Origin of the sequence: Variovorax sp. EL159, from assembly GCF_900100965.1 — a bacterium.
GTDB lineage: Bacteria > Pseudomonadota > Gammaproteobacteria > Burkholderiales > Burkholderiaceae_C > Variovorax.
This window is the reverse complement of sequence record NZ_FMUJ01000004.1, coordinates 257140-282130: the sequence shown is the minus strand read 5'-3', so window position 1 is coordinate 282130 and position 24991 is coordinate 257140. Positions and strand designations below refer to the sequence as shown.

Annotated in this window: 24 protein-coding genes; 5 read left to right on the top strand and 19 right to left on the bottom strand. The window is 67.2% G+C overall.

Annotation, left to right across the window (positions count from 1 at the left end; translation table 11 throughout):
- The 12 genes from BLQ28_RS18405 to BLQ28_RS18350 all read right to left on the bottom strand — a co-directional run bounded on the left by BLQ28_RS18405 (position 1) and on the right by BLQ28_RS18350 (position 9118).
- Positions 1 to 417, bottom strand: coding sequence for a DUF6950 family protein (locus BLQ28_RS18405; protein ID WP_093242416.1), 417 nt, complete (start codon positions 415 to 417; stop codon positions 1 to 3).
- Positions 414 to 1037, bottom strand: coding sequence for a hypothetical protein (locus BLQ28_RS18400; RefSeq protein ID WP_093242414.1), 624 nt, complete (start codon positions 1035 to 1037; stop codon positions 414 to 416). The genes BLQ28_RS18405 and BLQ28_RS18400 overlap by 4 nt, the downstream gene beginning before the upstream one ends.
- On the bottom strand, positions 1034 to 1657 hold the full coding sequence (locus tag BLQ28_RS18395; RefSeq protein ID WP_093242411.1) for a hypothetical protein: 624 nt from the start codon (positions 1655 to 1657) through the stop codon (positions 1034 to 1036). The genes BLQ28_RS18400 and BLQ28_RS18395 overlap by 4 nt, the downstream gene beginning before the upstream one ends.
- Positions 1654 to 4299, bottom strand: coding sequence for a phage tail tape measure protein (locus BLQ28_RS18390; RefSeq protein ID WP_176801159.1), 2646 nt, complete (start codon positions 4297 to 4299; stop codon positions 1654 to 1656). The genes BLQ28_RS18395 and BLQ28_RS18390 overlap by 4 nt, the downstream gene beginning before the upstream one ends.
- 89 nt (positions 4300 to 4388) lie before the next feature.
- Positions 4389 to 4739: a DUF1799 domain-containing protein gene (locus BLQ28_RS18385; protein WP_176801158.1), complete on the bottom strand. Its 351-nt coding sequence runs from the start codon at positions 4737 to 4739 to the stop codon at positions 4389 to 4391.
- A 17-nt stretch (positions 4740 to 4756) separates the two neighbouring features.
- Positions 4757 to 5107, bottom strand: coding sequence for a hypothetical protein (locus tag BLQ28_RS18380; protein ID WP_093242402.1), 351 nt, complete (start codon positions 5105 to 5107; stop codon positions 4757 to 4759).
- Positions 5108 to 5153: 46 nt separating this feature from the next.
- The gene (locus BLQ28_RS18375) at positions 5154 to 6083 is read right to left on the bottom strand and encodes a phage tail tube protein (protein WP_093242400.1); all 930 of its coding nucleotides are present in this window, start codon (positions 6081 to 6083) and stop codon (positions 5154 to 5156) included.
- A gap of 68 nt (positions 6084 to 6151) precedes the next feature.
- Complete coding sequence (locus BLQ28_RS18370; RefSeq protein ID WP_093242397.1) at positions 6152 to 6631, bottom strand: hypothetical protein; 480 nt, start codon at positions 6629 to 6631, stop codon at positions 6152 to 6154.
- Between the two features lie 160 nt (positions 6632 to 6791).
- Positions 6792 to 7061, bottom strand: a complete 270-nt coding sequence (locus BLQ28_RS18365; protein ID WP_256327358.1) for a hypothetical protein — start codon at positions 7059 to 7061, stop codon at positions 6792 to 6794.
- Entirely contained in the window at positions 7058 to 7708 is a 651-nt protein-coding gene (locus BLQ28_RS33305; RefSeq protein WP_256327357.1) for a hypothetical protein, read from the bottom strand. Before BLQ28_RS33305 ends, BLQ28_RS18365 begins: the two co-directional genes overlap by 4 nt.
- Positions 7705 to 8280: a lysozyme gene (locus BLQ28_RS18355; RefSeq protein WP_093242392.1), complete on the bottom strand. Its 576-nt coding sequence runs from the start codon at positions 8278 to 8280 to the stop codon at positions 7705 to 7707. Before BLQ28_RS18355 ends, BLQ28_RS33305 begins: the two co-directional genes overlap by 4 nt.
- 115 nt (positions 8281 to 8395) lie before the next feature.
- Complete coding sequence (locus BLQ28_RS18350) at positions 8396 to 9118, bottom strand: XRE family transcriptional regulator (protein ID WP_256327356.1); 723 nt, start codon at positions 9116 to 9118, stop codon at positions 8396 to 8398.
- Between the two features lie 95 nt (positions 9119 to 9213).
- On the opposite strand from BLQ28_RS18350, the gene BLQ28_RS32670 reads away from it, so the two are divergent.
- From BLQ28_RS32670 to BLQ28_RS18330, 5 genes are all read left to right on the top strand, one after another.
- Complete coding sequence (locus tag BLQ28_RS32670) at positions 9214 to 9615, top strand: transcriptional regulator (RefSeq protein WP_143012508.1); 402 nt, start codon at positions 9214 to 9216, stop codon at positions 9613 to 9615.
- Positions 9615 to 10007, top strand: a complete 393-nt coding sequence (locus BLQ28_RS18345; RefSeq protein ID WP_093242387.1) for a hypothetical protein — start codon at positions 9615 to 9617, stop codon at positions 10005 to 10007. The genes BLQ28_RS32670 and BLQ28_RS18345 overlap by 1 nt, the downstream gene beginning before the upstream one ends.
- Positions 10004 to 10255 (top strand): hypothetical protein, encoded by a 252-nt coding sequence (locus BLQ28_RS18340; RefSeq protein WP_143012507.1) that lies wholly within the window; start codon positions 10004 to 10006, stop codon positions 10253 to 10255. Before BLQ28_RS18345 ends, BLQ28_RS18340 begins: the two co-directional genes overlap by 4 nt.
- The gene (locus BLQ28_RS18335) at positions 10252 to 10659 is read left to right on the top strand and encodes a hypothetical protein (protein ID WP_093242380.1); all 408 of its coding nucleotides are present in this window, start codon (positions 10252 to 10254) and stop codon (positions 10657 to 10659) included. The genes BLQ28_RS18340 and BLQ28_RS18335 overlap by 4 nt, the downstream gene beginning before the upstream one ends.
- A gap of 89 nt (positions 10660 to 10748) precedes the next feature.
- Positions 10749 to 11285, top strand: a complete 537-nt coding sequence (locus BLQ28_RS18330; protein WP_256327355.1) for a Mor transcription activator family protein — start codon at positions 10749 to 10751, stop codon at positions 11283 to 11285.
- Between the two features lie 63 nt (positions 11286 to 11348).
- On the opposite strand, the gene BLQ28_RS18325 is transcribed toward BLQ28_RS18330, so the two are convergent.
- The 7 genes from BLQ28_RS18325 to BLQ28_RS18295 form a co-directional block, all read right to left on the bottom strand.
- Positions 11349 to 12701 (bottom strand): esterase-like activity of phytase family protein, encoded by a 1353-nt coding sequence (locus tag BLQ28_RS18325; RefSeq protein WP_093242378.1) that lies wholly within the window; start codon positions 12699 to 12701, stop codon positions 11349 to 11351.
- Positions 12702 to 12776: 75 nt separating this feature from the next.
- Complete coding sequence (pbpC, locus tag BLQ28_RS18320; RefSeq protein WP_256327354.1) at positions 12777 to 15134, bottom strand: penicillin-binding protein 1C; 2358 nt, start codon at positions 15132 to 15134, stop codon at positions 12777 to 12779.
- A 71-nt stretch (positions 15135 to 15205) separates the two neighbouring features.
- Complete coding sequence (locus BLQ28_RS18315; protein ID WP_093242373.1) at positions 15206 to 21220, bottom strand: alpha-2-macroglobulin; 6015 nt, start codon at positions 21218 to 21220, stop codon at positions 15206 to 15208.
- Between the two features lie 153 nt (positions 21221 to 21373).
- On the bottom strand, positions 21374 to 21850 hold the full coding sequence (locus BLQ28_RS18310) for a DUF2269 family protein (RefSeq protein WP_093242370.1): 477 nt from the start codon (positions 21848 to 21850) through the stop codon (positions 21374 to 21376).
- Positions 21847 to 22236 (bottom strand): DoxX-like family protein, encoded by a 390-nt coding sequence (locus tag BLQ28_RS18305; protein ID WP_093242368.1) that lies wholly within the window; start codon positions 22234 to 22236, stop codon positions 21847 to 21849. The genes BLQ28_RS18310 and BLQ28_RS18305 overlap by 4 nt, the downstream gene beginning before the upstream one ends.
- Positions 22233 to 23354, bottom strand: coding sequence for a saccharopine dehydrogenase family protein (locus BLQ28_RS18300; protein WP_256327353.1), 1122 nt, complete (start codon positions 23352 to 23354; stop codon positions 22233 to 22235). The genes BLQ28_RS18305 and BLQ28_RS18300 overlap by 4 nt, the downstream gene beginning before the upstream one ends.
- Positions 23351 to 24988, bottom strand: coding sequence for an FAD-dependent oxidoreductase (locus tag BLQ28_RS18295; protein WP_093242363.1), 1638 nt, complete (start codon positions 24986 to 24988; stop codon positions 23351 to 23353). The genes BLQ28_RS18300 and BLQ28_RS18295 overlap by 4 nt, the downstream gene beginning before the upstream one ends.
- Between the last annotated feature and the right edge of the window lie 3 nt (positions 24989 to 24991).

Here is a 24991-nt window from a genome sequence, read left to right as displayed (position 1 = left end):
TCAGACGCGCCATGCTGCCACCCCCGTCGTCAAAGGCAAAAATTGCAGGCGGTCCTTGCCAGGCGCCACGATGTTCAAGCCGGTGCAAATGCCGAAGCTGTGCCCCGAAACGCGCCCGATGCGCCCGCCACTGCGAGCCAGCACCACGTCACCACGCTGTGCCATGCGTCCCGGCAGCGAAGGCCCCAGCAGCGCCGTCGCGATGGCCTCGAAGCCACCCGCGGCACGCACATGCCGCAGCGCCGTCAGCAACCGCTTGGGCGCCAGCGCGCCGCCTTGCCCGCGCAGCGGCTCGAGCGGATCCGCGCCACGCCGCTCGCGCACCCAGTCCGCTGCAATCGTTGCGCAGTCGTGTTCGAAATAAGCGAAGCCGGTGTGGCGTCGCGCGTCGATGAAAGTGTCGAGATCGATGCTCATTTGCTGTGCACGCCAAGGTTCTGTCGATACTGGAGATTCGCCTGCAGCCACTTGCCGACCCAGACGGCCGGGTTGCCGATCAGGCTGGTGAGATAGGCGAAGCCCATCTCGCCCGGATGCCGCGCCTGGTGCTGCGCGTTGTTCATGCGCAGTGCGGCGGGGTTGCTTCGCACGTCGTAGCTCGCGGTGCGGCACTCCATGCTGATCGAGGCGGTGTTGCCATCGCGATCGATCTTCATCTGGTCCATCACGCCCACGAAGCGCAGCACGGGCGAGCCGTTGACCTGCAGCGTGTTGGCGTCGAGCATCGCGATCCACACGCGCACGCGCCGGTCCTGGTAGTCGGACGGATCGCCGAGTGCCAGCGCACGCGTGCCGATGTCCACCGGCGACAGCGTCAGCGTGAGCTTCTCGGCCGCACCGTCTTCGCTCTCGTGCAGCTCGCCGATGGAGCCGAGGTTGCCCACGCCCTGCCAGGTCTCGCCCATCACCTGGACGCTGAGCGGCCAGTTGGTGAAGCGCGCCGTGCCCGAGCGCAACTGCAGCTCCACCAGGGCCAGCTCGCCATAGGCCGGCGCATTCGCCGCGGCCTGAAAGCCGCTGTTGACAGGTACCGTCATTCCCAGGACTCCATGAGGTCGAGGCTGAAGCCGCCCTGCGTGCGCGACTCCGAAGACCAGTTGTTCTTTGCATCCGTCTTGCGCATGAGGCAGGTCGGACGGTCCCAGACCACCGCGCTGCCCGCGGCAACGGCCACGCGCAGCACCGGCTCGATCTGCACCACGATCAGACCCGCCGCATTCGCCACGGCATCGGCCTGCACGTGCAGCAGCTGCCGTTGGATCGACCCTTGGTTGACGCCGATCCAGTCGCCCTGCAGCAGCGTCTTGCCCGCCTGGGCCGCACCCATCTGGATCGACAGCGACGAGGCACCGGCCGCGGCCGCGAGCGCGGTCCACACACCGCGTGCCGTGCCGCGAGGCGCCGGCTGCAGCATGTCGCTGACCGCCAGCACGTTGACCTGGCCGCGCAGCGCATGCACCAGGCTGCGCCACATCGCGGCCTCGCTCATCAGCGGAATGCGCTCTTCGCTCACGAGCGCACACGTGCGGCGCGGCGGTGCCAGCACGGCCACCTGCGACGAACCGGTGTCGCCACTGCTGAAGCTCAGGTCGAAGGTCTGGATACCGAAATCCTGGCGCTTGACCGGCAGGTTGGGGGGCAGGGTGACGATGCTCATTGGGGCACCACCCGCAGACGCTTGAGTTGTTCCATTTGGCCCTTGTTGTTGGCTTGAAGCGCGCGGTCCAGATCGGCGAGCACGGCGCCGCGATCGGAGCGCGAATCGATGTTGAAGACGTTGGTCGGCGCGTAGTGCAGTGAGCCGCCGCCACCACCACCGCCTGCGGGTGCGCTCACGCCCAGGCGCCCGTCGGAGCCACGGCGCAGCGGCATGATGGCTTCGGGCCCGGCCTCGCCCATGAGGCCGATGCCGTTGGCGAAGGGGAAGAACGTGGGGCTGGCGACGACGCTGTTGGCGTAGGCGTGCAGGCCCGGTGAGGCAAAGACGTTGCCGTTGGCGCTCTTGGTCAAGCCCATCAAGCCAACCATCGTGCCGAGCGGATCGCTTCCTCCAACGACGTTGGCGAGTCCAGCGGCAGTAGAGCCTGAGAAACCACCGAAGAGGCTCGACACGGCTCCGAAAATTCCTCCAAGGCCCGACAAGCCCCCTTCGGATTTGGAACCACCGCCCGAGATCGATCCTTTGAGCGCACCCGTCAGCCAACCCGCGAACCCATCCACAGCGTCCTTCAACGTCGCGTCATAGAAGGCATCGGCCAGCGACTTGACGAGCTTCTTCTTGAGCCCTTCACCGATCTTGTCGATGGCATCCCGGCCACCGCCTTCCAGCAGGTTGACGAAACCGTCGCGGAACACACCGCCGATGTCGTCGGCCATCTTTTTCGACTTTTCTTCGTCCTTCGCCTTTTCCTTCTTCTGCTTCTCGTCGGTGGTTTTCAGGCGTTCAGACGTCTCCATCGCCGTGAGCAGTTCCTTCTCGGCATCGCGACGGTCGTACAGCGACTTCAGGTAAGCCGGATTGACGTTCTCCGTTGCATCGAGCTCCTGGATTTGCCGCTCCGTCTGCGCAATGGTCAGCTTCTGGATCGCCTCCTTGGACATGCCATACACGGCGTTCTGTTCCTCCTGCGCACGAACCTGCTCGCGGATTTTTTCCGTCGCTTGCTGCGAGGTCTTGAGCACGTTGCTCTGAGACGCCGCCTCCATCTCCGCGAAGGTGCGTTCGGCTTCTGCATTGACGAAGCCGCGCTGCTGATCGATCTCGCCTACCTTGGCTTCCAGCTTTCGCTTGTCGGCAGCGGACCCTTTCTTGGAACCCAGCAGCTGCAGCTCCTTCTGGATGGCCTCCTCCTGGTCTTTCAGGTCCTGGAGCCGAAGATCGCGCTTTTGTCGGACGACGCCATAGTCGCTGAGCAGGTCGCGTTTGCGCAGGCTGTCGATGTTCTTGAAGCCCTCGGCGGTAAGCCGTGCCTTCGCGTTGTATTCCTCGCGTACGGCTTCGATGCTTGCGCGAAGCGCATCGTCTTCGGCACGGGCGATGCCAGAAGCGCCCGCTCCAACTCGAAGCCCTGCGTTTTCCGTTTTCTCGTTGTCCTTGGTGATCTTGGCGATGCCCACCTGTTGAGTACGTGCATCGTTCGCCTTGTTCAGAGCAACTGACGACGAAAGCTTCAGGCTCTCCTCTAACGTTGCTTTCTTGGCCACCGCCTCCGCACGAGCCTTGTCCAGTGCCGCACCGGCCTTGCCATTGCCGAAAGCCGCGCCCCCGCCATTGCTGACGAAGCCGTTACCTTGCTTGACGAGATCAATCTGTGCGATTTGCTTGTCGACATCTTGAATCTGCTTTTGAAGCGTGACAGGACGTCCGACATTGAGCATGGCATCCCAGGCTTTTTCAGCGAATCCGGTGATGCTCAGCCAGGCGCGTTGAAGGCTGCCGAGATTGGCTACAACCTCGGTGGTGCGCTCTTTCATTGCGACGGCGAAAGTCTTCTGTGCGAGCGCTGCCGCCTCCTCCGTCTTTCCTTGCTTCTCCAGCGCAACGATGCGCTCATAGGTGCTTGCACTCAGGTAGTGGTAGGTCTCGTTGAGCTTGGCCGAGGCCTTGGAAGGCTCGTCGGCCAGCTTGACGAAATTGCTCACGGCCTCGTTGATCGACGTGCCAAGCACGCGATTCATTTCAGCCGTCGCACCGGCCACCTCGCTCACGACGTCGCCGCCGATCCTGCCCGTGTTGACCACTGCGGTCACCGCCTCGGCGGCCCTGGCCTGCGTGCCATTCGTCCCGGCAACCTCGATAGCTTTCGTCTGGAGTTGGTCGTTGGTAAGGCCGACGTAGTTGCCGGTCATCGTGTTGGCATTGGCGTACGCCACCGCCTCCTTGCTGCCTTCGACGTATGCCTCGGTCAGCAAGGTCACCGCTTTGGTCGCCAGATTGAGCCGCGTGGACGCGCTCAAGAGATAGTCCCCTACAGCACCAGCAGCGGGGCCAATGCCACCAAGCGTGGAGACGAGCTTTCCGCCTTCACTCACAAACGATGTGAAAGGCGACTGTCCACCCTGGATACTTGAAAAGAGGCTTTGAACCGAGGAAGAGACTTCCTTGATGGAGGCTTCGGCCTTCGCCTGCGCCTCCTTGGCAGAAGCCGCAGCCTTGGCTTTCGCTTCCTCTGCCTGGCTCGCTCCGCTGGAGATCCGGTCGATAAATTTCGAGAATTCATTGACGACCCGGGAGAGGTCCGCGTTCACTGATGAAGCGTCCATCGTCATTCGGATTGCCATTTGTTGTGTCGCAGCCATGTCTGTATGGTCCGTTTGAGAGAAAGAAAAAATAAGGCCGACATCTGCCGGCCCCATGCTTCTTCGATGGCCGTGGGCCCGCGTTGTCGCTAGACGTTCAGCACCGCGATGCCTTCGTCTTCCATCACCTGCAGCTGCAGGAACACTTCACGCTGTCGTGCACGCGGAATGCCCAGGCGCCTCATCGCCACGTCGACCGCGCCGAAGTCGAGCCCCTGGAACCACGCGCCCGCTGCCCCCGCGACGACCCGCCACTGCGTTCGGCAGGCATGGAACACCTCGAATGCTTCCTGGTGCTCCGGCCATAGCTCGAAGGGTGGCGGGCCGCCGCCGCTGGCTGTCGAAGAGACGAGCTTCTTCGGGTCGAGACCGAGCGACGCGCACTGGCTGCGGAGCTCGTCGTCCAGCTCGTCGTGGACGCGATGCTCTGCTCCGAGCACAAGGCGCGCGGCGCCTCTCAGTTTTTTACCGCGGCCGGGTAGGCGTGCTCGAAGTAGCTGTAGGCAATGGCGGCTTCGAAGCCGGTCCATTCCTCCACCGCCGCGGCGCGGTTCTCGGCCGTGCAGATGTAGGGCGCGCCGTCGTCGCCTTCCAGGTCCTTCCAGTCGGCCAGCACCATGTCGAGCAGGTCCTTGTCGGTCAGGGTGCGGGCTTCCAGGCGCGATTGCAGCGTGTCGTTCTCGCTCTTGGTCAGGCGCTTGAAGACGGCACTGAACCGCACCTCTTCGACCTGGCCGTCACCGGGCACGCGCATCAGCACCGGTGCGACGAAAGTCGGCTTGACGGCGATCTTGAGTTTCTGGGGCATCTCTGTCTGTTCCTCTGTGGTGTGGTGGTGGTGCCGGTGACGAAGCTCAGCGAACGACGATCGACCACTCGTCGTTGCCCGCGCCGGTGGGCACGAACTCGAGCGGCACGGTGATCATCTGCACGCCGTCGACGTCGCTGAAGGTCGGCTTGCCGATCTGCGCGCGCGGCGACAGGAACTCGACGACGTTGCTTGCGCCCTGGCCATGCTTGAGCGCCAGGTTCACGCGCTGGCTGGCGCGCGCCATGCCGATCCAGTCCTTGGTGGCGACCGAGGTGTTCTCGAAGGTGACGGAGCCGGTCGACACGCGCGCGGTGATGTCGACGGCATCGACGGTCATCAGGTCGCGCTTGACGACGGTGTTGCCGGCGTCGAAGGCGAAGGCGTTGGCGGCCACGCCGAGACCGTCGAGCGTGAGCGTGGTGTTGGCCTTGTTCACGCCCAGCGGGTCCATGAACTTGGTGTAGTCGGCCACGGGCAGCGGTGCGTCTTCGGCGGGCACGAACAGGCCGGTGAACTCGAACTGCCACTTCGGAATGCCCTTGGCATTGATGGTGGCCTTCACGTTGCCGTGCGCGTCGGTCATCTTGTAGACGGTGCCGTCGACGTTGCCGTAGATGGTGAGCGACTCCAGCGCATCGGTGGCCGGCGTGAAGGTGGTGCTGACGCCCGCGGCGGTGTTGACGGCGATGGCACAGCCGCGCATCAGCGCGGCGTAGCCAGGCACATCGCCCGCTGCTGCAACGCCGGCGATCTCGACCGAGAAGGCGATCTTGCTGTACTGCGTGACCAGCACGGAGCCGCGCGAGCCGAAGTACGGGCGCACGTTGTCGCGCTGGACGACGTCGCCTTCGATGGGGGTCAGCGTGACTTCGCTGACCAGGATCGCATTGGCCGCGCCGGTGGGCAGGGCGTCGGTGCCGCGTGTCGTTTCAGCCTTGGCCAGGATGGCCATCTTGCGCATGAGTTTTGCCATGTCGGCGTTCTCCGTTGGTGGTTGGTTGGGTTGTCGAAAAAAGAAAGAAAAGACCTGCTCGCTGGCGGTCAGAGGTAGCGCCAGGTCCGCAGCTGCAGCGCGACGCCATGACAGCGCACACCGCAGAAGCTGACGAGGCCGGTGCCGTCGACCTGCACGCCGTCGGTGCGCTTGTCGTCGGTGAGCGGTCCGGTGGCGCATGCGCCGCCGAAGGTGGGGTCGGCGCGCACGGCGTCGCGGATGTCTTCGATGAGCGCGTCGAACACGTGCTCCGAAGCCGTGGCGTCGTCGAACGCGAGATAGCCGTGCACGGTCCAGCTGTCGACGCTCATCGTGCGGCCGCTGTTGACGCTGCGCTCTTCGGTGGCGGTGCGGCGCAGCCACCAGCCGCGCAGCTGCTGGCCACCGCCCGGCAGGTCATGCAGAAAGAGCGCACGCAGCGCGGCTTCGTCGGCCAGGGAACGCTCGCGGTCGTGAACGCGGCCGATCTGCGGCACGGCGTTCAGCGTCTGCACGATGGCGCTGCGAAGGGTGTCGAGACGGCTCATGCCTGGGCTCCGTTCGTTGGGTGCGAGGACTGGCGCTTGCTGTTGAGGAAGTGCATCGATCGCTTCGTTGATGGGTGAATGAATGGGTGGGTGAGTCGGTGTATGAACTGTCGCGGCGAAGGCCCGATGGGCTGAGGCCGACATCCGCCGGCCCCTCGCGTCAATTGACACCGGGCCCGTTGCGAAACCACTGCTTGACGGCCTCTGCGAGCAGCGCCGTGCCGATGGCCATCGCGCCGCCCGATGCGGCGCCGAACACCGCGGCACGCTGCTCGACCGAACGCAGCCGGCCATCGAGTGCGTCGAAGCGGGTGTCGAAGCCGTCCATGCGGCGGTTCTGCCGGTCCTGTCCGTCCTTCAGGGCCTGCACCAGGCCGTGGATCTGACCGAGCAGCAGCAGCTCTTGCGTGCGTTCGTGGAGGTCGCTCATGGGGCGGGTCTTTCTGTAAGGAACTCGATCAGCGCGCGGTGCCGGAGCCGGTCCGCGGCGCAAGAGCGGGCGTTGATGTCGTGGTTGGTCCAGGCGTCGTCGACCGTGAGGCCGGCATCAGCAGCACAGGCTTCGCTGGAGGTGTCAGCAAGTCCGCAGGCACCCGCGGGTACGTCGGTGCCCGCAAGGGCGCTGTTCCACAGCCAGACAGCAGCAAGGCTGAGGCGATGAGGGCCGCCGACAGCGTCATGCTGTGTGTCGCCAGGCGGCGCAGCATCCGCATGCGGTCCGGGTGCTGCAGACGGCGCAGCACCGGCAGGCCGCTGAGCGCGGCGATCAGGAACAGCAGGAGGAAGGACAAGAGAAACGCGCTGACGTAGATCATGGGTCGGGCCTTCGAGGGAGAGATAGCGGGCCTGCAAGGCGCTCGCGCCGAGCTGGTATTGCGCCGACGCGGCACGGCCGCGCTCGTACTCGGCCTGCAGGTCTTGCGCGAGTTGCGTTGCGCGCTGCACCTCTTTCTGCTGCCAGAGGGCGCGCTCCTGCATGCGGCCGGCACCGTGCAGCGCGAACCCTGCGGCCGCGAGCAGCAACGCCATCACGACACCGGCGAACAGGCCCAACCAGAGCCTTGCTGTGAGGTTCATGGCGCGTTCCCCATGCACTGCGCGTGCAGCTTGAGGCGGTCTTTCCAGATGCCGGCGCAGGTCTTGTTGCCGGGCGCCGAGCAGTCGGTCTTGCCCACGTACTTCCAGCCGAGGATGGCGTTGCACGCGCCCGCGTAGTCACCGGCGTTGAGCCGCTGCACGAGCACCGAGGTGCGGCCCTTCTGGCCGCCGGTGCAGAAGTTGAACGCGCCGATGTTGTAGGCCAGGCTCACGTACGCGTCGTACTCGTGCTGGTGCAGTGGCACCTTCACGCATTGCTTGATCTCGCTCTCGTAGGCCTGCACGTCGCGCAGCGCGCGCTGCAACGCGGGCACGGGCGTGGTGGTGTCGCCCATGCGCACGCCGCCGGTGGTGCCGAAGCCGATGGTCGGCACGGCCGTGCCGTGCACGGGGTCGGGGTACGCCTTGTCGCTGTAGCCTTCGTGCGCGACGATGCCGATCAGCCCCGCCGCGCTGAGCGCGAGCACGGCCAGCAATTGCCGTGGTGCCTGGCCCCGCTCACGCGCGCGGCGCGCATTGAAAAGGAAGGTTCGAGAGGTGTCTTTGCCCATGACCCGAATGGTCGGGCGAAGGGCTCAAATGACTGAGGCCGACATGAGCCGGCCCCTTTTTTTCAGGGCGCGTTACGCCCCGTATTCCGTGTCTTGCGACGCCTGTCGCGCAGCCTCAGATTTCGCCGCCGTGCCAGACGACGCGGCCGCTGATGTGCAGCTCGGCGGCCTGGTCGGCGCTCAGCACCTGCGGCTTGTACGCGGGGTTGTAGCTGATGATCTGCAGCCCGCCGGTGGAGAAGTCGCGCTGCAGCACCTTCACGTAGTCGTGGCCGTCGAGCTGGATGACGTACACGCCGTCCTGGTCGAGCGACTTGGTGGCGGTGTCGACCAGCAGGATGTCGCCGTTGTTGATCTTGTCGGCCATCGAGTCGCCGCGCGCGTGGACGATGCGCGCGTGCGCCGGCTTCACGCCCTTGCGCGCCATCCATGAACGGCTGAACGCGAAGCGGCCCATGTGTTCCTGCGAACCGTTGATGGCGCCGCTGCCGGCGCTCACGCGCACGTCGAGCAACTCGACCAGCACGAAGACCTCGTCGTCCAGCCCGCTCGACAGTTCGCTCGGTGGATTGGCGGGCTGAAACGGGTTGAGCTCGGAAGGATCGACCCCCAGCGCCAGGGCCATCACATACAGCTGCTCGAGGCTGGCGTCGCTCACGCCGCGCTCGATGCGGCCCACCGTATTGAAGTGCAGCCCGCTGCGCTGGGCGAGGTCATCGATGGTGAGCCCCTTCTGCTTGCGCAGATCGCGCACCCGCGCGCCTTGCGCGAGGGCCAGCTCGCCGACGCGAGCCTTCACCTGGGTGTCGTCGGGCGGAGTGTTGATTTGCGACGTCACGATAACTTTGATTTGTGCGAACGCGCACATGCTAGACACACAGAGGTCTTTTTACAACCCATTTTGTGTCTGGCAACGTGTAAATGTTGGTTTTCATGTTCTTCACAGTTGCAAAAACCTGTTTGATGTGCATAATCGGAGCCATAGACACAAAACAAGATATTTTGATGGCTTGGCACCCTGTTCAGGTTAAAGAAGCACTGCAAATGAGTGAAACCAACCCATCCAAGTTTGAAAAAGAACACGGATACGCGCATTTCGATGCAGTTCTGCACCGTCCGTGGGTTGCCGTGCAACGGCCCCTGGTCCGCCCCTCAAGGTTGGCGCACCGCGGGCAAGGCGAAGAAACAGGAATGTTTGAAGAGTGCCCGAAGAAGTCTGCGTCCTTCACCGGGCAGGCCAATGAACCGGGCAGTGCCACTAGCGAGGAGAAACGTACGGTGAAAAAAAGCTTTGTCGAAACCGCTGGCCGCGTGCGCCCGGCAGGAGGCGTGTGATGGAAAACAGCACATCCGAATGGTTCGTCGCCAAGGCGCTGATGGCGCTGGCAGACCGCCGCGCCGAAGCGGCCCAGGGCGAAACGAGCACGCCCACCGCCGCCCCCGATGCGGTCGTGCGCCACGCAGATCCGTTCGCCACCCGCCTGTGGAACCTGCTGCGCATCCGCCGCGCGCTGACGGCCGACGAAGCCGCCGCGCTGCTGCTGGCCGACACCGACGACGACATCGCGCTGGGCCGCCGCCAGGCCGGCGCGCTCATGCTGTCCTGGTCGCGGCAATGCCCGCAGGCCGTGCGCGTCGATGCCCGCCGCGTGGATGGGTTGAAGCGCTACGCCCTGTTGCGCGACATCGGCGCCACGCCGCCTGTGCCGCACGGAGGCGCTCGATGACCAGCACGGCCGCACCTTGCACCACTGCTTATATGAGCGAGCCCTGGTTCGCCCTGCTGCGCAGCGCCTGCGCCGAACGCAAGCGCTCCGAGGTCGCCGCGCAACTGCACCTGAGCCCCGCCGCGGTGAGTCAGGTGCTCAACGGCAGCGGCAAATACGGAGCCGGCAAGGCCCGCACCGACCGCATCGCCCGCCGGGTGCTCGACACCTTCGGTGGCCCCGCAACGAACGAGGAAGACGACGCATGAAGACGACACCCGATTCCCCACTGGCCGGCCAGGTGCAGCGCGCCGTCGCCACCCACCTCGAAGCGCACGAGGCCGCCTCCGCGAAGGAGCTCGAAGGCATGCTGGCCCGGTGCGTCGAAGGCTACCAGCCCGAACCCGGCGGTGCGGTGCTGCGCCAGCAGCTGGCCAGGCTGGCCGATTGCGGGCACGTTCACCGCGTGACGGTCGGCGGCCAGTCGCGCTGGAAGCAGGGCCCCGGCCCGCTGGCCGCACGCATCGCGGCGGCACGCCGGGTGCTGCGCCTGGACACCAGCGTCTACACGCCCGAAGTCACCACGGTCGTGCGCCCCGGCGCGATGGACTTCGCCCGCATCCCGAGCCTGCTGCTCGGCCACCGCAGCGGCTACTGGGGAACCTCGCGATGAGCGGCGGCACGCCGTCCATCGCCACCGCCCGGGTTCCCGCCCGGCAAGCGCAACGCCGCCAACAACGTCAACGCCTGAGAGGACACACCATGCAAGAAGCCGTCGCACACCACCCTGGTTACTGGAAAGACGCCACCCATGGCCGACGCATGGGCACGCCTGAATTCGCAAGCCCCGTGTCGCCGCCATCCCGCGACATCGCGCCGCCACCACCTTCGCCGTCGCAACGAGGCACCGGCCTGCGGCAGGCCGCTGCCGCGCTGGCCACCGAACTGCTGCCGCCCCGGCTGCGCGAGTTCGTGCGGCTGATCGGGCTGCCCGCCACCTTGCGGCTGATCGAGCGCTATGGCGGCCTGCGGATCTACATCCCCGCGCACCCGGCACCCGACCATCCGTTCGCGGGGCTGATCGGCCTCGACAAGCTGCGCGCGCTGAGTGCGGAGTACGCGGTCGACGGCACTGGCCTGCGCTTCGTGCTGCCGAAGGCACAACGCGCCTTCGACGCCATCCGCAACGAGCAGATCCGCACGGACTTCAGCACCGGCAAGTCGGTGCGCGCGCTGGCGGCAGAACATCAACTGGTCGAACGGCAGGTGGCGCGCATCGTCGCGGACATCGCGTTCTAGAACCAGTGGCGGGGCCTCGCGCCGCGTGTGCGTGCGCGGGGCCCGTGGGCTGTGGCCCGTTCGTTACTTCGCCTGCAGCAGCGCGCCCGCTTCGAGCAGCACGAGCTCGTTGTCGTCCGCCTTGTTCGGCTCGCGGCTGCTGGAGAAGGGCAGGTTGTTGTCGTTGCCCACCACGATGTGCGTGGCATCGACCACGTCGACGTTCTCGATCGTGAAGAACGGGAACTTGAGCACGCCGTCGTTCAGCGGCTTGCGCGCGAGCTTGTTCGGATCGGCGATGTTCAGCAGGTCGATGTAGCCGATCTTGCGCACCGGGCCGCCCACGTTCGCATCGGTCAGCTCGACCTTGTAGACGCGCTTGAACTTGGCGATGTCATGGAAGCAGTCGGTGCGCTTCTGGCCTTCGGGGCAGGCCTTGTCGGGCGTGCCTTCGCCGTTGTCGCGCTCGATGATGAGGCCCGTGGTGCCGTCGATCATGTTGAAGTCGCCGATGGCGTTGCCATTCGCTTCGAGCACGTACTTCCAATGGCGGCCCGTCCACTTCTCGGTGGCCACGTCGAACTCCAGCACGCGCAGTGCTTCCTTGCCTTCGACCTTTTCATAGTCCTTGGCCTCGGCGCTCCACACCGGGCCTTCGAGCAGCGCATAGAGCTTGCTGCCGTCCTTCGATGCGGCCATGCCCTCGAAGCCCTTGGAGCGCTTGACCTGGAACTCGACCGCGCCGCCCGGTGCGCCCGGCGTGGTCACGGCCGGATGGTCGGGCGAGCGCACGGCCTTGCCGTCGACCAGCGTGTCGAACACAGCGAGCACCTTGCCCTTGAGGTCGGCCTTGATGAGGAAGGGGCCGAACTCTTCGCCGATCCACAGCGCGCCGCCGGCAAACTGGAAGCTCTCGGGGTCGAAGTCCGAGCCCGTCAGGTAGCGCTGCTTGGTGCCTTCGTGAACGATGCGAAAGGGCACTTTCTTGTCGGGGTCGTGCAGAAAGATCGTGTTCAGGCGATTGAACTTGCCGCTCTTGAAGTCCACCTTGTAGTGGCTCAGGTAGAGCATGAAGTCGGGCGAGTTGGCCTTGGTGCCCGCGCCGTTGTCGGTCAGGATCCAGAAGCTGCCGTCGTCCATCTTCTTGATGCCCGAATGGCCCTGCAGCGGCTGGCCCTTGAAGGGCAGCGACACGCCGGTGGGCCGTCCGGCCGACAGGCCTTCGACGCTGCCCACCGCCTCGACGCGCTTGGCCGTCGTGAACTTGCCGCTGACCTGCAGGTCGGCCGGTGCGTCCTTCGGCGCGGCCACGAAGCTCTGCGCGGGCAGCACGGCGTGGCCGGCGAGCGTGGAGGGGAAGGCGGTCTGGGCCGTCACGCTGCCGCATGCAAGTGCTGCGGCAAGGGCGATGAAAGAGAGGGAGGCAAGGCGCGTCATGTACGGGAAAGGTGTCAAGTCGAAAACGCGTGACCATGCCGGGAGGGCATGACGCAGCCGTGACATCCTTTCAGGTCAAGGTGCGATGTCGACCGTGACTTCGCGCGACTCCGCGCGCCCCTGGTCATCGACCGCGCGCAGCACATAGCGCCGGCCCGACTCCGCAAGGTCGGGCATCCAGGTGATGCCTTCGCCCGGTGCGGCGCGGCCGATCAATGCATCGTCGGCAAACCAGTAGATCGTCTGCGTGCCGGCCGCGGCCTCGGCGCGCAACACCAGGGGCTCGGGCTTCTTCACGCGCAGCGTGTGGCGCACGCCGCGCAGCGGCGAGGTGATGAGCGGCGCGCTCTCGGGTGCGTTGCCATCCTTCTCGCAGCCGTCGGCCGGTGCGCTCGCGCGCGGCAGGCCGGCCTGGCGGAACAGGCGGCGCATGTCGCTGCCCCATTGCTCCACCACCTGCTGGCGCGCATTCGGCTGCGGGCCGCAGACCACCTTGCCCGTCGTCTCGTCGACCCACACCGCGCGGTGCAGGTTGCTGACCTGGATCGGCGACTTGCCGGCGATGAACCACGTGGTGGTGCGCACCGGGCACAGCGCATCGGGCAGGCCACCGGTGGCGGCGCAGACCTCGACCTGCCGCAGGTCGGGCGGCTGCCGCGTGGCGACATCGCCGGGGTCGAGCCGCTCGGCGCGCAACGCATCGACCATGCGCAGGAACAGCGGTGCGGCCGCGTCGACACCCACCAGCGCGGGGTTGCTGCTGCCATCGAAATTGCCGACCCACACCACCAGCACATGGCGGCCGAACACGCCGGCCGTCCACGCATCGCGAAAGCCCCACGAGGTGCCCGTCTTCCATGCGATGGCGGGGCGCGCGGGCAGCGTGGTGTCGGGGCGCGGCGTGTGGCGCAGCATGTCGAGCGTGATGAACGATGCCTCTTCGCTCAGCAGGCGCAACGGCTGCGCGGGCCGCTCGTCGGGCGCGGGCTGCGTGTAGCGGATGGGCTGTGAGATGCCGCCGTTGGCCAGCGTGGCATAGAGGCCCGCCAGCTCTTCGGGCGTGACCTCGCCGCCGCCCAGCACCAAGGCCAGGCCGTAGTGCGATTCGCTCTGCAGCTTCTGCACGCCCGCAAGCCGCATGAAGTCGTAGAGCCCCGGCTTCGAGAGCTTCGCCGCCACCGCCACGGCCGGGATGTTGCGGCTGCGGATCAACGCGTCCTGCGCCGACAGGGGCCCGGCGAAGCGATGGTCGAAGTTCTCGGGCGTGTAGGGGCCGAAGGAGGTCGGTGCGTCCTTCAGCATGGTCTTCGGATGCAGCAGCCCCTGGTCGAGCGCCAGCGCATAGATGAAGGGCTTGAGCGTGGAGCCCGGCGAGCGCTTGGCCAGCACGCCGTTGACCTGGCCGGCGATGGCGTCGTTGCGGAAGTCGGCCGAGCCGATCATCGCGCGTACCTGCATGGTCGAGGCGTCGAGCAGCAGGGCGCTCGCGTTGGTCATGCCCACGTCGGCGTGCGTGCGCAGGTACTGGGCCATCACGCGTTCGAGCGTGGCCTGCATGCGCAGGTCGAGGGTGGCGTGCACTTCCAGCACGCCGCGCTCCTGTGCGAGCAGCATGTCGGTGGCGTGCGGCGCAAGAAAGGGCAGGCTGCCGCGCGACTGCGCCGACAGCGCGAGCTGCGCATCGGGCGCATGCTGCTTTGCAGTGGGGTCGCGCTCGGCCCACAGCGCCCACAGGCGTTCGCGCGCCGCCTGCAGCTCGGCATTGCGGCCGCGCTCGGCGATGCGCTTGACGGGGTTCTGCGGAATCACCGCGAGCGTCAGCGCCTCGGGCAGGCTGAGCTTGGCGGCGTCCTTGCGAAAGTAGATCAGGCTCGCGGCCTGCACGCCTTCGATGTTGCCGCCGTAGGGCGCGGTGTTGAGGTAGGCCTCCAATATCTCGCGCTTGCCGAAGCGCGCTTCGAGCCACAGTGCCGCGCCGATCTGCGCGATCTTGCCCATGGCCGTGCGGCTGTCGATGCCGTAGACGCGCCGCGCCAGCTGCATGGTGAGCGTCGAGCCGCCCTGCCGGCGCTCGCCGCTGGCAATGCGCCATGCGCTGCGCACCAGCGCGGCGGGGTTGACGCCGGGGTGTATGTAAAAGCGCCGGTCTTCATAGAGCAGCACCGCATCGACCAGCGTGGGCGAGATGCGATCGAGCGGCACCCACAGCCGGTATTGCTCGTCGCCCGCGAGCGTGAGGCGCAGCAGCTCGCCGCCCTGCGCGTACACGGCGCGCGAGCTGCCGATCGTTTCGCCGAGCGGCGCGTGCGGCCACAAGCGCAGCAGTGCGAGCAGCACGACGACGATTGCGAAGGCGATGACCGTCTTCCTCCCTCTCCCTCTGGGAGAGGGTTGGGGTGAGGGCGGCGGCGACGGATCGGGCACGGTGGTCATGGTGGCGCTGCACCCTCACCCTGGCCCTCTCCCGCAAGCGGGAGAGGGGACAAGACCCGGGCACGTCATGATCAATTCCCCACCACCTGGAAGCGCGCGCCCGCCGAGCGCGAGAACACGCGCCGGTCGTACATCGCCTCGCCGTACGCCGCGGGCACCACGAAGTCACCCACGTTGGTGGCGCGCGCCTTGTAGGTCACTTCGAGCAGGTCCTTGTTGACGCTGCCGTAGAACACCACGCGGTCTTCGCGGATGTCGGCGTACTGCACTTTCCACGAGCCGCCACTACCCAGGCGCTTCTTCCAGATCGGCGCATCGGCGTTGGCATCGTCGTCGTCGCCCACGGCCTGCAGCACCGGCTCCAGCCCGCCGGGCAGCACGTCGACCAGCGCCACGTCGTTCAGCTGCGCACGCTCCAGGCTGCGCACGCGCACCCGCACCGTGACCTCGTCGCCGAGCTTGACCTTGGTGACCGGGTTGCCCTTGGCATCGAGCACTTCATGGAAGATCTCGAGGCCCTGGTTCACTGGCGTGGCGGGCACGTTGCGCTCGAAGCCCTGCTCGGCCCAGCTGTAGTAGAGGTTGAAGTCGCTGTCGTTCGACAGCTTCAGCTTGGCAGTGCCGGCCGGTACGCCAGCGCGCGTGATCGGGTTGACCGCGCCCAATGCAAGCGCTGCCGCCTGGCCCTGCGCGTTGACGGCCTGCGCCGTGAGCTTGCCTTCGACGTTCTGCCCCACGGCCTCGAAGTACGAATCGACCGCCAGCAGCATCGAGGCCGACGACAGGCTGTTGTACCAGCCGTCGCGCACCATCGCGCCCATGCGCTCCCACACCGCCGGCTTGAGCGTCTTCAGGCGCGAGGGGAAGTGGCGCGCCACCAAGTGCAGCATCATGCTGTCGTGCACCAGCGGGTCGTAGTAGGCGCCCCAGACGTTGCGGCGCGTGTTCTTCTCGGTGCGCGTGAGCAGGTCGGACCACACCGGGTTGAGCAGCTCGTTGGCCACCTGTTCCTGCTTCACGAGCTGGTAGCTCGCGGCGAGGTACACGGCGCCGAGGTCGTCGCTCCAGCCCTGCGTCTGCTTGTTGCGCCAGGCTTCGCGCAGGTTGGCCAGCGCGGCCGGCGCGATGATGCCCTGGCGCGTGAGCAGGTAGGCGGCCTGCGTGCGCTGGCGCCAGCCGTCGAGCGTGGTGTCGCCGCTACCGAGCCAGCCTTGCAGGTAGGTGTTGGCCTTTTGCAGCAGGTCTTGCGGCACGGGCAGCTTGTGGTCTTTCGCCTCGATCAGCAGGTGCACCGCGTAGAGCGTGGCAAAGGCGTCAGTGCCGGCACCGGGCCACAGCGAGAAGCCGCCGTCGGCCGTCTGCCGTGCGCGCAGCTGCACGAGGTAGCGCTCGAAGGTCTTGCGCGCCTCGGGCATCGGGCCCTGCTCGGCCGTGCGGCCGCGCGCCATTTCCTTGACCAGCTCGGGGCGGCTGCTCAGCAGCACGGCCGGGAAGGTCTGGCTCGTGATCTGCTCGGTGCAGCCGTGCGGGTAGGCCTCCAGGTACTGCATGAGGCCGGTCGCGAAGGCCCACGGCGCAGCCGATACCGCCACATCGCTCTGGCGGAAGTTCGGGTACAGGTCGGCCTGGCTGCTCAGCTCGCCCGCGCGCTGGAAGCTGCCGGCCTGCACCAGCGTGACGAAGGGCGATGCGGGCCGCACGCTCACTTCGGTCGACAGGCGCGCGCTGAAGTTCTTGTGCGTCGATGTGAACACCAGTGCGGAAGAACCCAGCACGGCCTGCTCGCCCGGCTTGGCGCGCACGTTGAACTTGGTGCTGACCTCGCCGCGTTCCTTGACCTTGAGCGTCTGCGTGGCGTCGCCCACCACTTCGAGGCCGCCCGAGGCGGTGAGCGTGAGCGCGATGGGCGCCTCCTTGCCCGAGCCCACGATGTTGTTGGCAAGGCCCACACCCACCTCGACGGTGTCGCCGGGCGCCATGGCCAGCGGTGCGTTCGGCAAGATCACCATGTCGCCGCGCACAACCGTGCGGGTGCTCTTGGCGGCGGTGGTCTCGTCGTTCACGGCCACGGCCATCACGCGCAGGCTGCCGTTGAAGCTCTCGGGCACGGTGTAGCTGAACTCGCGGCTGCCGTTGACGTCGACCAGCCCCGACCAGTAGGCCACCGGCTTGTCGCGCTTGCGCTTGAACGGGTTCAGGTGCTTGCCGAGTTCGCCTTCGCCGTCACCGCCGGGGGCGGCGCCCTGCATGAGCTTCTTGAACTCCGGCAGGATCAGGTCGAGCGTCTGCAGGGTGCCGACTTCGAGCGCGCGCTTCTGAAAGAAGTGCTTGAGCGGGTCGGGCGTCTTGTAGCGCGCCACCTGCAGGATGCCTTCGTCCACCGCGAACAACACGGCGCGCGTGGGCTTGTCGCTGGTGAGCTTCATCTTCACCGTCTGCCCCGGCTTCACCAACTCGGTGCTGGTGAGCTGCAGGTTGGCGGTGCGTTTCGTCAGCGCGGTGGCGAAGGGCACGATGCCGTACGACAGCGGGCTCATGTAGACCTCGTCCGAGGCCGGGTCGCGCACGAAGTGCACGTTGATGTAGCCGGTGCCCTCGAAGTCCTTGGGCAGCGTGATCTTCTGCACCGAGGCGGTCTTGTCGGTCTTGAACCACGCATGGGCGTAGACCTTGTCGCGCTCGATGGTGATGAGGCCGGCACCGACGTAGGGCGCGCGGATGCTCACCTCGATCTCTTGCCCGGGCTCGTAGTCCTTGCGGTCGAGCGTGAGCTGCAGCTCGGCATTGCGATCGAGCGAGCGCGAGACGTTGGCGTTGCCCGCCACGCTGTACTCGACGCGGTTCAGCTCCATGCCTTCGGCGTTGCGCACCACGTAGGCGAAGTTGCCGGGCGCACTCGTGTCGAGCGCCACGCTGTTGCCGTTCGCGGCAAGGGCGAAGGGCTTCGTGTCGATCACGATTTCCTTCTTGCGCGACTCGTAGCGGTACAGGCCGTTGTCCTGCTTGATGAGCACCGACAGCACCTTGCGCTCCACGCGCTCGATCTTCAGGTCGGCCACCGCCGTCTTCTTCGCCTTCGCGTCGATGGCGATCACGGTGGCGTTGCGCGCGGCGCCCTTGCTCACATAGCTGGTGTCGCCGTCGACCTTCACGCCCACGAGGTAGGGCATGTCGCTCACCAGCGTCTGGGCCTCGGCCGAGACGCTGCGCCCGCCCTCGGGCTCGAAGGCCTTGGCCAGCACGTGCACCTGGTAGGTGGCGGCATCGAAGCGCGACAGGCGCAGGTCGAACTCCGCCTTGCCGTCGGCGCTGGTCTGCACGCTGCCCAGGTCGTCGACCTGCTTTTCGGTGGCGCGCTGCGGGTCGAAGAAGGCGTAGTCGGTGAAGGCACGGAACACCGGGAAGCCGGGGCTCAGCGTGAGCGTGCCTTCGACCTTGCGGTCGGGCGCGGGCGTGCCGAAGAGGTTCTGCACGTCGATCAGCGCCTTCAGGTCCTTGGGGCTCACCCAGCCTTCGGCGATCTCGCTGCTGAGCTTGGCCACGACCTTGGTGCGGTCGGGCAAGAACTCCTGCACCTTCACGGTGGTGCTGCCGATGAGCAGGCCCGCGACCTCGGGCGTGCCGGGCGAAGACTCGCGCGGCAGGTAGAGGTTGACGGTGTAGTTGCCGGTGGGTGAGGTGTCCTGCGTGGTGTGGGCGATTTCCGCCGCGCCGCCGGGGCCGAGCTTGAGCTTCTCGCGGCGCACGCTGAGGCCGCGCGCGTCGATGATCTCGGCTTCGAGCGGCAGGTCGCGCAGCGAGGTGCCCCAGTTGCCGGCCTTCACCATCATCGCGATGTGCATGGTGTCGCCGGGGCGGTAGATGCCGCGGTCGCTGAACACGTACGCCGTCATCTGGTTCGGCACGCCGGCCGCGCGCAGGCCGCCGACGTCGAAGCGCGAGATGTCCAGCGTGCGGTCGCTGCGGTTGAAGGGCAGGAAGCTCAGGTCGCCGTCCTTGCGCACGACCAGCACCACGGGTGCCTTCTCGCGCTGGTAGCCGGCCAGGTTGGGCAGCTTGGCGGCGCCCGTCGCATCGGTGGTTTGCGACGCGACGATCATGCCGTTGCGGCCCCACACCTCGACCAGCGCACCGGCCACGGGCTGGCCGTTGGCGATGCTCTGCACGAACACGTCGCGCGTGCCGTCGAGCGACTTCTTGGCGACGATGCCCAGGTCGGTGACGAGCACCAGGCGCTGGTCCTTCTGGTCTTCGGGGTTGCCGCTTTCGGGGTTGCCCTCATCGTCGGAAGACTGCTGGTCTTCCTGTTGCTGATCTTTCTCGGGCTGGGCCTGCGCGGCATCGCCCTCGGGCTTCTTCTTGGCCTTGGGGTCGTAGCCCTGCACCTTGAGCAGGAAAACGCCGCGCCGGTCGGCCACGTCGCTGCGCAGGTACTCGGCGAAGTCGACGGTTTCGTAGTGCGCCTTGCCGGCGGGGATGCTGAGCGGAATCTCTTTCTGGAAGCGGTCGACGAGGTCGTCCGACTGCAGGCCGCCGTTGAATTGCGGATGCGCAAAGTCGCCGTTGGTCTGCGTGACCAGGTGCTGCAGTTGCTGCGGCAGCAGGCGGCCGATTTCAAGGCGGATGCCCGGCAGGTCGCGCACCAGGATCGGCAGCTTGCGCTCGCCCGACAGCGCGAGCAGCGAGCCCTGGCTCATGATGGTGAGCTCGGGCGCGAAGGTCTTGAGCAGCAGCACGTCTTGCCGCGCGTTGCCCAGCTGGTAGCCGCCCGGCGTCTTCAGGCCCTTGGCCACGCGCACCAGCAGGTAGCGCCCGCCCTCGGCCTGGGGCATGCGGAAGCTGACCATCTCGGTCACTTCGCGTTCGCTGGCGATGGGCTGCAGGTTGATCTTCTTTGCGCGGCGCAGCACGGCGTCGGTGATCTTCGACGAGGCGGCCGACCAGTCGAACTTGTCTTCCGGATCGCCCTTCGGGTCTTCCGTCACCGGCAGCAGCCAGGCTTGCACCACGCGCGCCATTTCGCGCTCGTGCACGGGCATCGAGGCGGTGACGTGCATCACATGTTCGGGCTCGCCGTTTTCGCCGGTGACGATGGTGGGCTCGACGCTGGAGATGTCGAGGCTGAAGAGGCCGGGGATGTCGACCGCGCGCGAGACGTCGCCGCGCTGCGCGGGGCCACCCTTCTGCGCCACCGCGCCCGCCGTGAGGCTGAGCACGACCGGGCGCGTCTTCTCGGGAATGGGCAGGGGCTCCGACTGGACGGTGGCGGCAAGGCGCAGCTTGTCGTAGCTCACCGTGAACTTCTCGCTGGCGCACTTGCCCACGCTGAAGATCGAGGAGCCGCAGGGTTGGTCGTAGGTCAGCACCAGGCGCTTTTCGAACTCGGCGGTGTTGACGGGGTGCGAGAAGCGCACCTGGAAGAGGGCACGGCGCACGTTGGCCTGCACCGGGTCTTGGTAGAACTCGGCGCCGCCGATGCGTGCGCTGAACTCGGGCGAGGTGAACTCGTACTTGCGCAGCTCCATCTCGATGTGCGGCGCGAGCGCGTTGCCGGTGAACTGCACCTTGTATGGCTGGCCGATGGGCCAGTCTTGCGCGGGCAGGAACTCAAGCCGGTTCTGCTTGGTCCATGTCCAGCGGCCGGCGATGGCGGGCTCGATGGTGATGCCGGTCGCCTCTTGCCCGATGCGCGCGATGGGCGCCACGGAGGCCGAGAAGTTGATGACGACGGGGTTCGGCCCCTTGTCGTTTTCGATCTGCGTGCGTTGCGGTGGCTCCAGCTTCGCGGTGGCGACGATGGGCTCGACGCGGTCCGGCGTGAGGCCGTGCCACCACTTCAGCAGATGCGGGCTTGCCGCCCAGCCGGCCAGCGCCAGCAGTGCGAGCAGCACCAGCCATGCGAGGCGTTGCTGCAGCCATTGCAGGCCGAGGAGAAGGAATGCGCCGATGATGCGCAGCCAGCCCGGGGGTCGCCAGGAGCCGATGAGCCCGCGGGCCAGCGGACGCAGAAAACCGAGCACACGGCTCAGGCCGGTGAAGAGCACATCGCTCAGCGATGCGAGTTTTCGATTGGCGACTTGAAGCATGGAAGCTCCCCCAAGTGTTTTTGTAGGCGTTCGGCAGTGTGCTGCCGATCTGTGAAGAGATGGCGCTGTGTGTGAAGTCTGCGTGAAAACCGCACGGAGGCATTCAGGGCGTGTGCACAGTGGGCGCTGTCCGTACCAGTGCGCCCCGTCATCTCAGAACGAAAGCTGGGGCTTGTTCACCATCAACCAGAAGACGGCGGCCATGGCCACGAAGGCTGGGTAGCCCAGCAATTCCCAATAGAGCTGGTAGCGCGTGTAGAGCGGTGACAGCGGGGCGGCGTCACGGTGCGCCTCGGCCGCAAGGGCCGCCATGCGGATCTGCAGCCACACCACCGGCAGCCAGCAAAGGCCCGCGATCACGAACAGGCCGAGCGACAGCGCCAGCCATGGCGTCGACAACGGCCAGCCCGCCATGTGCGCCAGCGCGAAGCCTGTCACCGGCTGGAGGATGACGGTGGGCGTGGTGAACCACCAGTCGGCCCGCACGACCAGGCGGCTCACGACGGCCTGCGCCGGGACGCTGCCGCTGCGGTTGGTGAAGAACATGTAGAAGGCCGACCCCAGACCCGTGCCGACCATCAGCACGCTGGAGACGATGTGCAGCCACTTGAGGACGAGGTAGGTGTTCATGGCGTCGCGCGTCGGTACAAATGCCAGAGCAAGGCAGCGATGGGCAGGTTCTTGAGCAGCGGGCCGAGCGGGTGCAGCCACAAGGTGGGCTGGAGCACGGTCGCCACGAGCGTCATGACGAGCATCAAGGCGAGGGCGGCTCCATAGCTGGCGCGGCCGGGCCGCAGCCAGAGCGCAAGGCCGACGGCGAGGTCCGCCGCGGCACCGCCGACGATCAGCCACTGCACCAGCCATGGCGGCGATGCGATGCCGGCCTGGGCCAGCACCTGCCGGCTCTGGCCATTCAGCTCCACGATGCTGACGACGGCCGTCACCAGCCACACCGCGACGAGGCTCAGGCGCAGCAGGCGGTCGTCGCTTTCGGCGCGCGTCGCAGTGCGGATCATGGCGCTGGCACCGCCTCGTCGATGAGGTCGGTCACCATGCCCCAGCGGGCGAACTCGGGCTCGAATTCCGGCAACGCGAGCAGGCCCGCGCAAGCGTGTGCGCCCGTGGGCAACGCATCGCCGCATGCAAGGCGGCGTGCCAGCAGGATGGCTGCCATGCAGGGGATCTCGGGGCCGTGGTTGTCGTCGGATGCGATGTGCCATGCGTGCCGAGCTGCCCGGCCTTGCGCATCGGTGCCCGTCACGCGCACCACCATGCCGCCCAATGCCGTGCCGAGCGCATCGAACACGCGGCCTGTCGAATGCAGCAGCGGTGCCAGCTTTTGCGGCGCGGGCAGCAAACCCACGCGGTGCATGAACGCCATGAAGGCAAAGGCCCGCTGTGCCAGACCGACTTCGAGCGCCGCGCGGAACATGACCGACTGCACGCCGGCGTAGCGCGCAGGAAAAAGTTCGAGGTCGGGGATGTCGCACAAGGCGCCGCGGCGCGGCTTCATGCGTGCGAACTGCACCTTCACCGGATTAGCCCAGCCGGGCTGTTCGGTCCATTGGCCGTTCTGCCAGACGCGGATCGGCTCGCCGCAGTAGGCGAGCACGCCGGCCAGCGTTGCTTCGCCGCGCGGCGCGCCCTGCGCGGGCGCGATGCAGATGTCGATGCCGTGGATGCCTTGCCAGCCGGCAGCGAGATGGTCGACCACCGCCGACGACAGCGCGGGCACGGTGCTCGCGCCGGCCACTGCGGTACGGCCCGCGTTGCGAAAGGCGGCATCGAGCGCCGCAGGAAAGTCGCAGACGAAGCGGCGGCCATCGGCCAGATCGATGTAGTGCGCGCCGGCTGCGGCCACGGCTTGCGGCACACGGTAGTCCTGGTTCTGGAACGGGCCTGCGGTGTGGATGACGAGGTCCACGCCCAGGTAGCCCAGCCCCTGTGCGAGGTCGGGCGATTGGGCATCGACGCGAACGCCGCGCGCACGGCCACCCAAGGTTTGCGCAAAGGCCGTCGCGCGTTCGAGATCGCGGCCGCCCACCAGCAGTTCGATGTCGGGGCTCGGTGCCAGCGCGCGGCAGATGCGGGCGCCGAAGTTGCCGTAGCCGCCGAGCACCAGCGTCTTCATCATGCCGCCTGGGTCCCCGCAACGTGCCCGCGCGTGAACGCCTCCTCGAAGATCGAATAGCCCGACCAGTCCGCGTGCGCGAACGACAGCCGCCCCGCGACGACGCTGCCGCGATGCGCCGCGTCCGGCGCGCTGCGCTGCGAGCCGATCTGCGCCAGCAGCCCCGGCCGGGGGATCGACATGGCGTGGCCGTAGCGCGTGATGTCGATGCGCGTGACCAGCGAAGGCAGATCGGGATGCGGCACCGAGAGCTCGGCGAGCAGGTCGTCGCGCCAGCCAGTCCACGGGCGGTCGAGCAGCAGGCGGCGGCCGTCGGTGGTGTCGTAGCTGCTCGGGCCGAGCGGGCGGTACCAGCTGAGCACGGTGCCGCGCGGCGTGGGGTCGAGCGTCTGGTGGCGCGCATCGACATAGCCGAGGCCGCGCGTGCCGTAGATCACGTTGTCCCAGCTCGGCGCGGCGCCGGGCTTGTCGATCAGCGGGCCGCGCACGTGCACGTTGGCGACCAGCCACGGCGCGTAGCGCACATGCGCGGCAGCATTCGTGAGCACGGGCGGCGGGTTCTCGACCACGCGCGCGGCGATGAACACCGGCAGCGCGACGATGCAGCGCTCGGCCTGCCAGCGCACGAGGGACTTGGTGGCGGCATCCCACGCATCGACCTCGACGCCGCCGCGCACATCGGCAATGCGCGTGACGACCTGGCCCGTGTGCAGCCGGTCGCCGAGCGGCGCGGCCAATTGCCGCGTGAGCCAGCCGTTGCCCTCGGGCCAGGTGAGGATGCCGTCGCGCTCGGGGCTCGAATCGTTGACGCTGCCCGTGGGATCGCCGGGCGCATGAAAGCCGTGCCGGCTCGCGAAGTAATGGATGCCGGCCCAGGCGGAGACGTGGTCGATGCCCGCGCCGTAGTCGTCGCGGCAGCAGTAGTCGAGGTACCAGCGCAACTGCACGTCGCTGAAGCCTTCGCTGTCGAGCCACTTGGCGAAAGAGAGGGCATCGAGCGCCAGCAGCTCGGGCGTGACCGCGACCTTGAGCGTGGGAATGGCGAAGTGCGCCGCATGCTGCAGCGCATCGATGCGCTGTGCGAACCGGCGGTACTGCGCGAGCGTGGCCTCGCCCACGCCGTGCACGGGCAGCAGGCCGTCCTGCCATTCGCCGTGCAGGTACAGGCGCTCCTGCGGGCTGTGGCAAAGGTTGAATTCGTCGTACGTCCAGCGGCCGGCCACGCGGCGGCGCAGGCCGAGTTCTTCGAGCAGGTCCTGCACCTCGCGCGCGTCATCGCCGGGCACGGGCAGGTAGTGCGCGCCGAGCGGGCAGGCGATGCCGTTGACCATGCCGCCGCGCGCATTGCCGCCCGCGGTGTCTTCGAGTTCGAGCAGCGCGAAGTCTTCGGTGCCCGCAAGGCGCAACGCGCGCGCGGCCGCGAGGCCGGCAACACCGCCGCCGGCGATGACGACGCGCGTGCGCTTCACGGTGGCGGGCGCCTGGCTCTTGAGCGCGCCATCGCGCATGGCGTGGCCACGCGTGACGTCAATGCCGGTGAAGCCGCCTTCGATGGGCGGCGGGGGTGCTTCGCAGCCGGCCAGCGCGAGGGCGCCCGCCGCACCTGCCGCCACGCCGAGGAATTCGCGACGCTGCATGAC